We start from the raw sequence: 13,905 nt of genomic DNA, 5'->3' as shown, positions 1-13,905 counted from the left end.
GCATTGACCCCTTCGTGCTCTATAATTCAGGCGAAAATTCGCCCTGAGCGAAATTTTGCGGTGAAGAGATCTCGCGCGACGCGAGTCGTCGGGATCTCGGGCGGGGAAAGGGGGTCGATCGGATTGCACAGCCTGGGTCGTCACCTGCTGTTGGAGCTGTACGACTGCAGCTCCGAGATCCTCACCAACCTTGAAACCGTGAAGACGACGCTGGTGGAAGCCGCCAAGCGCGCGGAAGCCACCATCGTGGACGTGGTGTTTCACGAGTTCAACCCGTTCGGGATCTCCGGCGTGGTGGTGATCGCCGAGTCGCACCTCTCCATCCACACGTGGCCGGAATACCGGTACGCCGCCGTCGACATCTTCTCGTGCGGTGAGACCTTGAAGCCGGCCGCGGCCGCCCAGTACCTGGTCGAGCAGTTCGGGGCCAGTCGGGCCTCGTGCGTGGAGGTCAAGCGAGGCGTGTTCCCGGGCAGTGCAGGGCCGCTCAACAAGATCGAAGAGGAAGGTGCCGCGTCGCATGACCCAAGCCAGCGTTTACAAGTGGTTTTTTGAGACGACGACCCCCGTCGAGGGGCACTTCCACGCCATCGCCCGCACGATCTACTCCCTCCGGACGAAGTTCCAGCAGATGGAGATCCTGGAGACCGCCAGCTACGGCAAGTGCCTCATCCTCGATGGCCGGATCCAGTCGAGCGTCGCCGACGACTTCATCTATCACGAGAGCCTCGTCCATCCCGCGATGATCCTCCCCCCGCGGCCCGAGACGGCGCTCGTCATCGGGGGCGGGGAGGGGGCGACGCTCCGCGAGGTCTTGCGCTACGCCTCCGTGCGGAAGGCGGTCATGGTCGACATCGATCAGGCCGTCGTCGAGGCGTGCCGCCAGTACCTCCCCGAGATGCACCGGAATGCCTTCGACGACCCCCGCACCGAGCTCCGCCACGAAGACGCCCGGGGGTACCTCGAGACGACCCGCGAGCGCTTCGACGTGGCCATCGTGGATCTGACCGAGCCCCTGGAGGAGGGGCCGGCGTGTCTGCTCTTCACGCGCGAGTTCTACCAACTGCTCGCCGACCGGCTGACGCCCCAGGGGGTGCTGGTGATGCAGGCGGGCATGACCAAGATCGGGGAGCTGCATTTCTACGCGGCAATGGCGCGGACGCTCGCCCCGGTCTTCCCCATCGTGGCGCCCTACCAGTCGTTCATCCCGTGCTTCGGCACTCCGTGGGGGTTCATCGTGGCCGGCAAGACCGGGGATCCGCGTGCCCTCTCCCGCGAGGCCGTCGATCAACGCTTGGCGGAACGGGTCCAGGGGGACCTCCACTTCTACGACGGCCTGGCCCACCAGCACCTGTTCAGTCTCCCGAAGTTCCTCCGGCAGGCGCTGGCGACCTGTGACCGCGTGGTGACCGACGCCGAGCCTCTGCTCGTCCGATAGCCCGCCGCCCTCTCCAGCCGGACGCGAAGCAGCGGGCGAAGATGCGACTCGTCCTCGCGTCGGCCTCCCCCCGTCGCCGTGAATTGCTCGCGCGGCTCGGGCTCCCCTTCGACGTCGTCCCCAGCGGGGCGAGCGAGGCCCTGCTCCCCGGCTTGCCCATCCTGACGGGGGTGGCTGACCTCGCCCTCCGGAAAGCGCGCGACGTCGCCGCCCGGATCCAGCGGGAGCAAGGCGGGCCGGCGGTCGTCCTCGGGGCGGACACCCTCGTCGTCCTCGACGGATGGCCCTTCGGCAAGCCGGCCTCACCGGCCGATGCCCGGCGGATGCTCACCGCGCTGGCGGGCCGCACCCACGCGGTCGTGACGGCCGTCGGGCTCGTCGAGTCGGGCGTCGAACGGCCACGGGCCTTCGGGTCGCCGGACCGTGAGGCGACCGAGACCGTGGTGAGCCGGGTGATCATGCGCCCCTACTCCGCGGGCGAGATCGAGGCCTACCTGGCAACGCCCGAGCCCTACGACAAGGCCGGGGCCTACGCCGTCCAGGGCGCGGGCGGGCAGTTCGTGCTCCGGGTCGAAGGGTGCTACACGAACGTGGTGGGACTGCCGCTGACGACGACGGCGCGGCTGTTGCGGGCGTTCGGGCTCCCGGCCGGCACGCCGGAGGCGGCCACGGACCGGCTGGGCTGACGCTCACCGCATGCCGCCCACCGCGGCGCGGTCCCGGGGGTTAGGGTGGCGCCGGACTCGGACCCAGGGCCGCCCGGGCCGCCGTGATGAACGCGGGCTCACGGAGCGCCTCGGGCGTGACCTTGAGCGTCGCGGGCCAGGGGCTTCCGGCCCGGAGCACCCGGAGGGTGGTCGCGAGCCCCTGGGCGGTGGCGTCGCCGCCCGGCACGTAGGCGCGCTGCGCGCTCTGGAGCCGGGTCACGAAGCGCTCCGGGTCCCCCACCAGATCCGCGGGAAGCCGCGCCACGACCTCGGCCGCCGGCGTGGCGGCGAGCCAGTGCTGGACGCGGATCACGGCGCGCGCGAAGGCGGTGAGCGCGGGCTCGAGGATCGCGCGGTCCTTCGCCGGGGGCTCCGCTTTCGCCTCCTTCTTTCCCTTCTCCGCCGTCTCGGGCGCGCGCGCGACGCTCACCACCTCGTAGAACGGCCCCCCGAGGTACCGGGCGACCACTTCGGGTTGCCGGAAGTCGAAGAGGATCTCGGCGGCGCCCTGGGCGAGTGCCCGGGTCGCCCACGGCTCCTCCACGATGGCGGCCGCCAGGTTTCCGGAGTCGAGCCGGGCGACCAGCGTCGCGCCGCCGAAGCTCAGGAGCTCGACCCGCCACGCTTCGATGCGGCGCTCGGCGAGGAGCGCCGACAGGAAGAGATGCCCCGTCGTTCCGGGACCCGGGATGCCGACCCGCTTGCCGGGGAGGTCCTCGATGCGCCCGACCCGCCCGACGTGGCGGGTCGAGACGAGGAACATGGCGGCCGGCGCGCCGGTGTGGGCGAGGAGGACCTGCACCGGCAGTCCGCGGCCCCAGCCCCCGCGCACGGCCTGATCGGCGCTGGTGACGGCGACGTCGACCTCGGCGTCGCGCAGCGCCTCCAGGGCGGCCGTGGGGTGCCTGACGCGGCGAAGCGTCACCCGGAGGCCCTCGGCCTCGAAGGTGCCGAGGGCCGCCGCGGCGTGGACCGGCAGATACGCCGGGTCCGTCGGCGGCCCACCGACGCTCACCACGACCTCCCGCGGCTCGGGGGGCGCCGTGGCGAGCTGCGCCGCGAGGACGGCCACCACCCAGACCGCGCTCCACACCGAGCCGAAACCGGTCATCCGCGCGGGAGATCCAGCAAGCGCGGATGCACCCCGACGTCGCGCGGCCGGTATTCGCGGAGCTCCGTGAGCTGCTTGATGCGGCTCGCCATGCGCCAGGCCGCTTCCCGGAGCGAGGCGAGGCGGTCGCGCTGAGGGTCGTCGGGGTCCATCTCCTCGACCGCCACCTCGAGATGCGCGATGATCGTGGTCAAGGGATCGTTCATCTCGTGGGCCACGGTGGCGGCCATCTCCATCATGACCCGCAGCCGCTCGCGCTCGCGGAGGGCCTGCTGGTGGGCCCGGTAGGTGTCGAGGAATGCTCCGAGCAGGACGAGGACGATGCCCGGCACCAGACCGTCGAGCTCCAGGGTCTCGTAGGGGCGCGAGACCTCGTAGAACCACTCGAAGACGTTCAGCTGGGACTCGACGAGCCATCCGGTGCCAGCGAGGATCAGCATGACCAGGACCATCAGGTGCCGGCTGAGCAGCGCTTGAAGCTCTCGGCTGAGCGGCGACTGACCCATGGCGCGCCCTCCCTCGCTCCCGCGCGGTAGTCCACTCCGGCGGCGGCTCCTGCGTCTCTACGACGCCCTCCGCCGGCGCTTCGGGCCGCCGGGGCCGATCCCGGGGTCGGCGGTCTCCCGACTCGGCTCCGTGCGCCGGCGCCTCGAGCGCCGCCAGGGCCGGCGGCTCCGGCACTTCCTCCGGCAGCCGGCGCCGGCCCTTCGCGCCGAGCTCGTCGGGATCGCCGGCATCGGGCCCCGGACGGCCGACGCCGTCCTCCTCCACGCCGCGGGGCGTCCGGTCTTCGTCGCCGACACCGCCACGCGGCGCGTCCTGGAGCGTCACCGAATCCTTCGGCCCAACGCGCGCGACGGGGAGCTCCAGGCCCTTCTGATGAACAACCTCCCCCGGGACCCCGCGCTCTTCCACGAGTATCACGCGCTCCTCGTCCGGGTCGCCCAGGAATACTGCCGGGCGACGCCGCACTGCGCGGCCTGCCCCCTGCGCCCGGATCTCCGCGGTCGCCCCCCCGCACCTCCGAGAGCTCGGAAGGGCCGAGGGGGGGCATCGGGGGGGTCTTCCGAGACCCTCCCGAGCAACTAGGTCTGGGTGGGATCGAGCCAGGCCCGGCGGACCGCCGATGGCCGCCAGGCGGCGAGGGCATCGAGCAGCTCGGCCGGCGTCTCGCCGGTGAGCACCAGTGCGACGTCTGGCGAGCGGATGAACCCCTCGCGGGTCGCGTGGGTGAAGAGCGCGAGGAGGGGGTCCCAGTACCCGCGCACGTTCAAGAGGCCGATCGGCTTGGGGTGGATGCCGAGCTGAGACCACGTGAGGGCTTCGAGCGTCTCCTCGAGCGTCCCGAGTCCGCCGGGCAGCGCCACGAAACCGTCGGCCAGCGACGCCATGGTGGCCTTGCGCTCGTGCATGCTGCCCACCACCCGGAGGTCCGTGACGCCGGTGTGCATGAACTCCCGTGAGGCCAGCCCGCGGGGAATCACGCCGGTGACCTCGCCGCCGCCCGCCAGCACGGCGTCGGCGATGACTCCCATCAGCCCGATGGAGCCGCCGCCGTAGACGAGGCCGAGCTGGCGCCGGACGAGCTCGGCCGCGAAGCCGCGGGCCGCCTCGGCGTAATCAGGCCGGGCGCCGGCCAGGGAGCCGCAGAAGACGCAGATCCGCTTCACGCGAGCATCAGCGCCGGCGGGCCAGCTGGAGGATCAGGTCGACCAGCCGCTCGCCCGCGTCCGGCCGGGCCAGGGTGCGCGCGCGCTCGCTCATCGCCTTGAGCCGCCCCGGATCGCCGAGCAGGGCGCCCACGAGCTCCGCCAGCCCGCCCGGCGTCAGCTCGGCCTCGGGGAGAAGCACGGCCCCGCCGGCCTCGGCCAGGACCCGGGCGTTGGCCGTCTGCTCGTCGCCCCGCGCGCCGGGGAGCGGAATGAAGATGGCCGGCACGCCGAGGGCGCACAGCTCGGTGACGGTGCCGGCGCCGGCGCGGCTCACGCACAGCGCCGCCGCCGCGTAGAGGTCGGCCAGTCCTTCGGTGATGAACGGCACGACGCGATAGCGGGCGGCCAGGGCCGCCGGCAGGCGCGCGGCCTGGCCGCGCAGCCAGCCGGCGTCGTCGTAGACGTTGTCTCCGCACTGGTGGACGAGCTGGCCGACGGCGAGGAGCGGCGCCAGGGCGGCGCCGATCACGCGGTTGATCCGGTGAGCGCCCTGGGCGCCGCCGGTGACATAGACGACCGGCGCCGCGGAGTCCAGGCCGAAGCGCTGGAAGGCCCGTGTCCGGTCGCCGGCCAGGAGCTCGGGGCGGACGGGATTGCCGGTCACGACCACCTTGCCGGCGGGAAAGGCGGCGGCCGACGCGGCGAACGTCACGGCCACGCGATCCGCGAGTCGGGCCGTCAGCCGGTTGGCGAGCCCGGGGACGACGACCTGCTCGTGGACGAGGAGCGGGCGGCGCCGGGCGGCTGCGGCCAGGGCGGTCGGGACCGCGACGAACCCGCCGGTGGCGACCACCACGTCGGGGTGGAGGCGCCCGAGGAGTCGCCAGGCCTGGACGAATCCGGCGGGCACGCGCAGGCCGAGGTCGGTCAGGTTCCGGAGGGCCAGGCTCCGGCGGAGCTTCCCGGTCGGGATCGCGTGGTACGGGATGCCGGCTGCCGGGACGCGCGTGGCCTCGAGGCCCCCATGGCTCCCGACCCAGCCGAGCTCGACGCCCGGGCCCAGCCGCGATCGCAGCGCCGCCGCCATCGCGAGCCCGGCCGAGGTGTGCCCGCCGGTGCCGCCCCCGGCGATGACGACCCGCAGGCGCTCAGCCACGCATGCTACCGCCCCGCTTTGTGGCCGTGGCGCTCCAGGGCCAGCTCGATCAGCCGATCGAGCAGGCGCGGATAGGGGAGGCCCGAGGCCTCCCACAGCCGGGGATAGGCGGAGGTGCGGGTGAAGCCGGGGATGGTATTGATCTCGTTCAACCAGATTCGCGTGTCGCCCTCGAGAAAGAAGTCCACCCGGGCCAACCCCGCGGCGTCGATCGCGCGGAAGGCCAGGACGGCGAGCCGCCGGAACTCGGCGGCCAGCGTGTCCGGCAGCGGTGCGGGAATGAGCAACTTCGCGAGCCCCTCGGTGTACTTCGCCTCGTAGTCGTACCACTCCTTGCCGGGCAGCACCTCGCCGGGGACCGATGCCTCGGGATTGTCGTTGCCGAGCACGCTCACCTCGATCTCGCGCCCGGCGATCCCGCGCTCGATCAGGATCTTCCGGTCGTGGGCGAACGCCGCCTGGACGGCCGCATCGAGCTCCGCAGCGCTCCGGACCTTGCTGATCCCGACGCTGGACCCGAGATTGGACGGCTTGACGAAACACGGATAGGCGACCCGCTCGACCACCCGGCTGGCGATGCCGTTCCGATCTCCCGCCCATTCGTGGCGGAGCACGACCAGGTGCGGCACGACGGGCAGGCCGTGGGCGCTGAACACCGCCTTCATCGTCGCCTTGTCCATCCCGACGGCGGAGGCGAGCACCCCGGCCCCGACGTATGGCAGATCGGCCAGCTCGAGGAGGCCCTGGAGAGTCCCGTCCTCGCCGTAGGGGCCATGGATCAGCGGAAGCACGACGTCCAGCCCCGAGGCCACGTCGGCCGGCAACCCTCCGGCCGTCGCGACCCGCGCGAGCGCGGTGCCGGCCAGGGGGCGCGACTTCCCGCCGACCGGCGGGGCCGGGAGAGCCAGCGGGATGCCGGCCGCCTCGGCCAGCGCGCGGAGGGGGTCGCCGCCGACGAGCCAGTGCCCGTCCTTGGTGATCCCCATCGGGACGATCTCGTACCGGGACCGGTCGATGGCCCCCAGCACCGACGCCGCCGAGGCGAGAGAGACCTCGTGCTCGCCCGAGCGGCCCCCGAAGATGACTCCGATCCGAACCCGCCCGCGGCCTTCCGTGGTCATGGCGTCCCCTCGCCGCCGCCCCGCCGGCGCGCGAGCCGCTCGCGGATCGCCGCCTCGAAGCCCCGCGCCACGGGATCGTAATACCTCCGGCCGCGAAGCGCCGGCGGGAGATGCTCCTGGTCGACCTCGGCGTCCGGCGCGTCGTGGGCGTACTGGTACTCCCGGCCATAGCCGAGCTCTCTCATGAGGCGGGTCGGCGCGTTCCGGAGGTGAAGCGGGACGGGCTCGGCGGGGCGGGCCTGGACGTCCGCGCGGGCGGCGTCGAAGGCGGTGTAGACCGCGTTGGACTTCGGTGCGCAGGCGAGATAGACCGCGGCTTCCGCCAGGGCGAGCTCCCCCTCGGGAGTTCCCAGGAAGTGGTAGGCGTCCTTGGCCGCCAGCGCGACGGCGAGCGCCTGCGGGTCGGCCAGACCGACGTCCTCGGCGGCGGCCCGGACGAGCCGCCGGGCGATGAAGAGCGGGTCCTCGCCCGCCTCCAGCATCCGCGCGAGCCAGTAGAGCGTCCCGTCGGGATCGGAGTCGCGGAGCGACTTGTGGAGCGCGCTGATGAGGTTGTAGTGCTCCTCGCCGCCCTTGTCGTAGAGGAGGGCCTTGCGCTGCGCGGCCTCCTGGATGATCCCGGGCGTGAGCCGGCCAACCCCCTCGCTCGGCGTCACCAGCGTCGCGGCCACCTCGAGGATGTTCAAGGCGCTCCGGGCGTCCCCGTCGGCCAGCCGGGCGATGGCGGCGAGCGCTTCCGGCTCCGCCTCGAGCGGGAGCGCGCCCAGGCCGCGCTCGCGGTCGTCGAGCGCGCGTCGCAGGATCGCCAGGATCTCGTCCTCGGTCAGGCGGTAGAGGACGTAGACGCGGCAGCGGGAGAGGAGCGCCGCGATCACCTCGAAGGAGGGGTTCTCGGTGGTGGCCCCGATGAGGATGATGATCCCGCGCTCGACGTGAGGCAGGAAGGCGTCCTGCTGCGCCTTGTTGAACCGGTGGATCTCGTCGACGAAGAGGATGGTGCGCTGACCCAGGCGGGCGAGGCGCAACTCGGCCTCGGCGATGACCGCGCGGATCTCCTTCACCCCGGACAGGACCGCGGAGAAGCTCACGAAGTGGGCGCGGGCCTGGGCGGCGAGGAGCGCGGCGAGCGTGGTCTTGCCGGTGCCCGGCGGCCCCCAGAGGATCATCGAGTGAAGGTCGCCCGACTCGATCGCCGTCCGGAGGAGCCGGCCGGGCCCCAGGAGGTGCGCCTGGCCCACGAACTCGTCCAGGCTCTGCGGGCGCATCCGCTCCGCCAGCGGCGCTCGGCCCCGGCGGGCCTCCTGGGTCGCGTGCTCGAACAGCTCCACGCTTCCGCCTCGGAGTCCCATTATACGCGGCGGGGCGGTGCCGGCGCGCCGAGCGCCGCCAGGGACGCGGGCAGCGTCCGGAGATCGTGGATGATCAGTCGCGCGGCCACGTCCCGCCGGCGCAGCTCGGCCGGATCGGCGCCGTAGGCGATGAAGGCCGCCCCGCCGGCCTGGGCGGCGGCGCCGTCGATCCACGAGTCCCCCACCACCCAGACCGGCCGCGCGGGATGGGCGGCCCGGAGGAGCGTGAGGCCGGCCGGATCGGGCTTCAGCGCCGCCTCGTCCCGCGTCACCACCGTGGCGAGGAACCCTCGCAAGCCGCAGCGCTCGAGGGCGTGCTCCGTCGCGGGCCGGGCGTTGTTGGTCCAGACCGCGAGCGGATAGCCGGCCGCCGCCAGGGCTTCGAGCGTCTCGCGGGCTCCCGGCTCGCACTGAGCCGACGTGAGCGCGCGCGTCTCATGGTCGAGGACGATCCCCCAGCAGTGAGGCTCCAGCTCGGGCGCCTGGGTTGCGATGACGGCGATCGTCTGCGCCACCGTGAAGCCACGGACCGCCTCGGGCAGGCGGAGTCGCCGCTCGAGCGCCAGGACGCGGAGGTCCGCGCGCATGGCGGCGAGATCGAGCGCCGAGCGGACGAGGGTGTGGTCGAGATCGAACGCGCAGAGTGGCTCCATCCCGGTGCGAGTATAGCGGTCTTTGCCGAGAAAATCTGGTAGGGTAGGAGCGGCTCGTGACGAGGATGCGGACACGGATGCACGCAGGGGTGCCGGGGATCCTCGGGGCGCTCCTCGCGCTGGGGCTGGTCGTCGGGGCCGGCCGGACGGCCGGGGGCGCCGTCTCGGAGGCCGATCGCCTGTGGGTGGTCGGGGTCCAGGCCTTCGAGGACGGGCTCTACGACCTGACGTACCGGGAGCTCGGGCGCTTTGTCGAGATGGTGCCGGCCGCCGACCCTCGGCGCGGAGACGCCATCTTCCTGCGCGGCAAGGCCGCCTTCGCGCTGGGCCGCTACACCGAGGCCCTGCGCGACTTCCAGGGCGCCCAGACCGTGCCCCTGCAGGTCATCGCCGCCGGCGAGCCGCTCTTCTGGGAGGCGGAGGCCCTCTTCCGGCTGCGGCGCTTCGAGGACGCTCGCGACCGCTACTCGCTCTTCCTGCGGAACCACCCCGGCGCGCCGTATGCTGCGGACGCCCTCTACGCCCGGGCCTTCAGCGAGCTGGAGCTGGGACATCCGGATGAAGCGCTGGCGAGCTTCAATCAGCTCCTGACCGAGTTCCCGAAGAGCGAGCTGGCGGCCTCGGCGGCGTACGCGGCGGCGCGCGAGCTGGTGCGGGCCAAGCGCTGGGAGGACGCGCTGCCGCTCCTGTCCACCTACCAGAACCGCTACGTCCTGAGCCGCTTTCTTCCGGAGGTTCGCTACCTTCTGGGAGTCACGCAGCTCGAGACCGGCCGGACGCCGGAAGGCGTGCGCACGCTCGAGCAGTTCCTCGCCGCGAACCCGAGTCAGGAGCTGGCGCCCTCGGCCCGAATCGTGCTGGGTGAGACCCACGCCAAAGCCGGCCGGGGCCGGGAGGCGATCGAGCAGTATCGGGCGCTCGTCAAGCAAGCGCCGACCCATCCGTTCGTCCCCCAGGCCCTGTACCAGATCGGCGAGCTCTCCCAGCGGCTCGGCCGCGCCGCCGATGCCGAGAGCGCGTGGAAGACGCTGCGTCGCGATCACCCGGGCGACGCGCTGGCCGCGCTGGCCGGGCTCGAGCTGGCCCAGGGCTACCTCAAGCGCCGCCAGTTCGATCAGGCGATGGACGTCGCCCGCGAGGTGGCCGACAGTGGCGGCGCCCAGCGCTTCCAGGCCTTGTTGCTGCTCGGGGAGAGCGCCCTGAAGGCGGGCAAGCTCGGCGACGCCGAGACGGCCTACGCCCGGGCGCTCGCCGAGGCCCCCCCCGACTCGCCCGAGCGGCTCCGGGCGCTGGCCGGCGTCGGCCTCGTCGCCGAATCCCAGCGGGAGGCTGGAGCGGCCAGACGCGCCTACCAGGAGATCATCGACAAGGCGGAGGACGCCGAGCTGGTTCAGTGGGCGAAGGGCCGTGTCCAGGGCCTCGAAGCGCGCGAGAAGCCGCCGCCCCGTCCCGCCCCAAAGGGGAAGCCTCGATCGAAGCTGGAGGGGAAGTCGTGAGACGCGCTCGGTGGGCCGTCCTCGGCCTCGGGCTCCTCGTGGGCGCCGTTCCCGCGACCGGGGAGGGGGCGACCCCGCGCCCGGTCGAGCTGCCCCCGCCGGAGCTCGCGGTGACCGTGGTGCCGATCCCGCTCGGGCTCGCGCGACCGCCCCTCGAGCCGCCTCCCCCGCCCGCCCTCCCGTCGCCGGCGGCGGACCCCGGGCTGCCTCCGCTGCCGCGCTTCCTCACGGTGGTGCCGAAGCCGCTCCCGCCGACCGGCGATCCTGGCGGCACCGCCTGTACGTTCAGCTTCGGGCGCGCGGCCGCGCTGGCCGAGTGCGGGGTGCACCGGCTGCTGCAGGGCGACCTGAGCGGGGCGCGGCAGACACTCGAGGACAGCCTGACCCGCGAGCGTCGCGGGCCGTCCGCGCCCATGGCGTACGTCTGGCTCGGCGAGGTCGCTTTTCGCGAGGCGCGCTACGAGGAGGCCGAGCGGCATTACCGGACGGCGCTCACGCTGGGTCCGCCAGCGGAGCTCGGACCCTACGCGGCGTTGGGGGTGGGCTGGCTCGCGCTCCGCCGTGGCGACCTGGCCGAGGCGCCGCGCGCCTTCGCCCAGGGGCTCGCCAGCCGGCCGCCGCGACCCCTCGCGTTCGTGCTCCAGTTCCTCGACGGGGTGGCGCGGCTCCTGGCCGAGCGTCCCCGGGACGCCGTCGCGCTCTGGGACGTGGTGGCGGGCAGCGGCCCACCACCGCAGCTCGCCGAGGAGCTCCTCTTCTGGCGCGGTGTCGCCCTGGCTCGGCTGGGAGAGCCCGAGCTGGCCCGGGGCGCCCTGGACAGCTTCCTGGCCGCGGTGCCGGCGACCCATCCGTTGCGGGCCGATGCGATCGCGCAGAGCGGGTGGGTGGCCCTCGGCCGAGGCGCGGCCGACGACGCCCTCCGCCGCTTTCTGTGGGCGGCGGGCTCGAGCCCCCGCGCCGAGCTGATCCCGCAGCTCCGAGCCGGCCTGGTGCGCGCCTATCTCGCCCTCGGCGATGCGGGCCGGGCCCGCGACGAGGCGCGCCGGCTGGCGCTGGAATCGGCGCGCGACCCGCTGCTGCCGTCGGTGCTGATGCTCATCGCCGAGGACGCCGCGCGGCGCAACGCGACGGCCGAGGCCCTCGACAGCTATCGCCATCTGCTCACCCTCCCGCTGGAGCCGCGGCTCGCCGAGTACGTGACCTACCGCGTCGCCGAGGCCCTCGAGCGGCATGGGAACGTGGCCGAGGCCGAGCGATCCTTCCGAACCTTGCGCGAGACCGGGCGCGTCGAGGCGATCGCCCAGCGGGCGGCGTACCGGCTCGGGCTGATTGCGCTCCGGACCCAGCGGCCGGCCGATGCCCGGGCGGAGGGCGAGGCCCTCCTGCGGGCCAGCGTGATCCCGGAGCTCCGGGAGGCCGTGCTCCTCCTGACCGGCGAGGGCGCCGCCCGCGCCGACGACCCGAACCGCGCGGCCGGACTCTTCCGTCTGCTGCTCCGCGACGTCCCGACTTCGCCGCGGGCCGCGGCGGCCCGGCTCGCCCTGGGCTGGGCGCTCCTGAAGGACGGCGAGCCGGAGGCGGCCCTGCGCGAATGGGATCAGGCCCGGCTCGCCCCCGACCTCGAGGTCGCCGTGCTCGCCAACCTCGCCATCGCCGACATCTCGCTGCGACAGGGGCACGAGGCGCGGGCCGTCGAAGCGCTTCGCGAGCTCGGCCGGCTGGCCCCGTCGCATCCGCTCAGCGAGACGCTCGCCATCAACCGCGGGATCCTCCTCGTCCGGACCAAAGATTACGATGGCGCGGTGCAGGTCCTCGAGCCGCTCGTCCCCCAGATCAAGGCCCCGGCCCTGCAGGCGCTCGTGCGCCGCGCGCTGGGGCTTGCCCGCTACGACCTGGGCCAGTTCGACGCCGCCGAGCAGCACTTCGCGTGGGCCGCCTACTGGGCACCCGCCGAGCCGTCCAACTCGCTGGGGCTCGGCCTGGCCGCGCTGGCCCAGAACCGGCTCAGCGAGGCCGAGAAGGCCCTCGGCGCGGCGCGGTTCGCGGCGAGCCCCGACGTCGCCATTCCCGCGGCCTACGGCCTGATCCTGGCGGCGGCCAAGCGGAAGGACGAGCCGCTCTTCCGCGAGCGCGCGACCCTCTTCGTCGACCGCTACCCGAGCCATCCCTACGCAGGCCTTCTCCTCTATGGGCTCATCCGCGTCGCTCTGGAGCAGGGCCAGCTCGACCAGGCCGACAGCTTGGTCAAGCGGCTCCTGAAGGACCAACCGAGCAGCGAGTTCGTCGGCGACGCCCTGAGCCTCCTGGCCGCCGCCGCCACCCAGGAGCGGCCAGCCCTCGCGCGCCAGGCCTTCCGGGAGATCCTGGCGCGCACGAAGGACGGCGAGGCGCGGAAGGATGCGTGGCTCGGGCTCGGGGGGGCTGCGCTCGCGCTCGGCGACGGCGCCGAGGCCCAGCGCGCGATGGAGGGCTTCCTCCGGGAGGCCTCGCCGAGCGACGCGCGGTCCCCGGAAGCCCTGGCGCTGCTGGTGCGGGCCTTCGATCTGCAGGGGCGGCGGGATCAGACCCTCACCGCCACCGAGGCGTTCCTCGCGCGCTTCCCCGGTCACCCGCTCGCCCCCGCCGTCCAGCTCACGCGCGGTCATCTCCTGCTCGCCGAGCGCCAGTGGTCGGCCGCCCAGCAGGCGCTCGAGTCGGCGCGCGACACCGGAGAGCCGGCGGTGGCGGCCGCCGCCCACGTCTGGCTCGGCGAGCTCCATCGAGCTCGCGGGGCGCACGAGACCGCGATCGCGGCCTACCTGGGCGCGACGTACCTCTATCCCGACACCTCATGGGCGGCGCGAGGGCTTCAGGGCGCGGCGCAGAGCTACCTCGCGCGCCAGATGCCGCGCGAGGCCTCGATCCTGCTCCGGAAGCTCGCGAGCCGGCCCGGTGTCGAGCCGACCCTGGCCCAGTGGGCGCGGCAGGCCCTGGCCAAGCTGGGCCCGATCACGGGGGAGGATCCCGCCCAGGCCCTCCGGAAAGGGGCCGCGCGCCCCTAACCTCTTGGGACGGGGCCTCGACGGCCCCCTCCCACACCCTCCCCCGGGGAAGGTTGCGGCGGCGAAGCCGCCGCTCGGAGCGGACCACCATGAGCCCGGCGGTGCGGCGACACTGCGCCGCGGTTAATCCGCCAGGGCCAATTGGGGAAGAACGGGTCGAGGGCGATGCTGGGTTGCGAGG

13 protein-coding genes are annotated in these 13,905 nt (G+C 73.6%); 6 read left to right on the top strand and 7 right to left on the bottom strand.

What is annotated here, in order from left to right; genetic code table 11:
• Positions 1-60: 60 nt before the first annotated feature.
• The 3 genes from speD to VGW35_08925 are packed head-to-tail and all read left to right on the top strand — an operon-like array spanning position 61 to position 2,124.
• Entirely contained in the window at positions 61-555 is a 495-nt protein-coding gene (gene speD, locus VGW35_08935) for an adenosylmethionine decarboxylase (GenBank protein ID HEV8307781.1), read from the top strand.
• On the top strand, positions 521-1,438 hold the full coding sequence (speE, locus tag VGW35_08930; protein HEV8307780.1) for a polyamine aminopropyltransferase: 918 nt from the start codon (positions 521-523) through the stop codon (positions 1,436-1,438). Before speD ends, speE begins: the two co-directional genes overlap by 35 nt.
• 41 nt (positions 1,439-1,479) lie before the next feature.
• Positions 1,480-2,124, top strand: coding sequence for a Maf family protein (locus tag VGW35_08925; protein ID HEV8307779.1), 645 nt, complete (start codon positions 1,480-1,482; stop codon positions 2,122-2,124).
• A 40-nt stretch (positions 2,125-2,164) separates the two neighbouring features.
• Here the strand turns inward: VGW35_08925 and VGW35_08920 are convergent, their stop codons facing one another.
• Both VGW35_08920 and VGW35_08915 read right to left on the bottom strand, forming a co-directional pair.
• Positions 2,165-3,256, bottom strand: a complete 1,092-nt coding sequence (locus VGW35_08920) for an ABC transporter substrate-binding protein (protein HEV8307778.1) — start codon at positions 3,254-3,256, stop codon at positions 2,165-2,167.
• A complete protein-coding gene (locus VGW35_08915) occupies positions 3,253-3,762 on the bottom strand; it encodes a histidine kinase dimerization/phospho-acceptor domain-containing protein (protein ID HEV8307777.1) in 510 nt (169 codons plus the stop codon). The genes VGW35_08920 and VGW35_08915 overlap by 4 nt, the downstream gene beginning before the upstream one ends.
• Here VGW35_08915 and VGW35_08910 point away from each other — a divergent pair.
• Positions 3,761-4,345: a hypothetical protein gene (locus VGW35_08910; GenBank protein ID HEV8307776.1), complete on the top strand. Its 585-nt coding sequence runs from the start codon at positions 3,761-3,763 to the stop codon at positions 4,343-4,345. The genes VGW35_08915 and VGW35_08910 overlap by 2 nt on opposite strands.
• On the opposite strand, the gene VGW35_08905 is transcribed toward VGW35_08910, so the two are convergent.
• The 5 genes from VGW35_08905 to VGW35_08885 all read right to left on the bottom strand — a co-directional run bounded on the left by VGW35_08905 (position 4,342) and on the right by VGW35_08885 (position 9,187).
• Positions 4,342-4,926 (bottom strand): TIGR00730 family Rossman fold protein, encoded by a 585-nt coding sequence (locus VGW35_08905; GenBank protein HEV8307775.1) that lies wholly within the window; start codon positions 4,924-4,926, stop codon positions 4,342-4,344. The genes VGW35_08910 and VGW35_08905 overlap by 4 nt on opposite strands.
• Before the next feature lie 7 nt (positions 4,927-4,933).
• Positions 4,934-6,064, bottom strand: coding sequence for an undecaprenyldiphospho-muramoylpentapeptide beta-N-acetylglucosaminyltransferase (murG, locus tag VGW35_08900; protein ID HEV8307774.1), 1,131 nt, complete (start codon positions 6,062-6,064; stop codon positions 4,934-4,936).
• Positions 6,065-6,069: 5 nt separating this feature from the next.
• Positions 6,070-7,185 carry a D-alanine--D-alanine ligase family protein gene (locus VGW35_08895; GenBank protein ID HEV8307773.1) on the bottom strand — a complete coding sequence of 372 codons (1,116 nt, stop codon included), beginning with the start codon at positions 7,183-7,185 and terminating at the stop codon, positions 6,070-6,072.
• Positions 7,182-8,450: a replication-associated recombination protein A gene (locus VGW35_08890; GenBank protein ID HEV8307772.1), complete on the bottom strand. Its 1,269-nt coding sequence runs from the start codon at positions 8,448-8,450 to the stop codon at positions 7,182-7,184. The genes VGW35_08895 and VGW35_08890 overlap by 4 nt, the downstream gene beginning before the upstream one ends.
• A gap of 83 nt (positions 8,451-8,533) precedes the next feature.
• On the bottom strand, positions 8,534-9,187 hold the full coding sequence (locus VGW35_08885; protein ID HEV8307771.1) for an HAD hydrolase-like protein: 654 nt from the start codon (positions 9,185-9,187) through the stop codon (positions 8,534-8,536).
• Between the two features lie 65 nt (positions 9,188-9,252).
• On the opposite strand from VGW35_08885, the gene VGW35_08880 reads away from it, so the two are divergent.
• Positions 9,253-10,683 (top strand): tetratricopeptide repeat protein, encoded by a 1,431-nt coding sequence (locus VGW35_08880; protein HEV8307770.1) that lies wholly within the window; start codon positions 9,253-9,255, stop codon positions 10,681-10,683.
• Positions 10,680-13,724, top strand: coding sequence for a tetratricopeptide repeat protein (locus tag VGW35_08875; protein ID HEV8307769.1), 3,045 nt, complete (start codon positions 10,680-10,682; stop codon positions 13,722-13,724). Before VGW35_08880 ends, VGW35_08875 begins: the two co-directional genes overlap by 4 nt.
• Positions 13,725-13,905: the final 181 nt, after the last annotated feature.

The organism is Candidatus Methylomirabilota bacterium, from assembly GCA_036005065.1.
In the GTDB taxonomy this organism is placed as follows: Bacteria; Methylomirabilota; Methylomirabilia; order Rokubacteriales; family DASRDR01; genus DASYQW01.
This window is presented reverse-complemented; position numbering and strand designations above follow the sequence as displayed.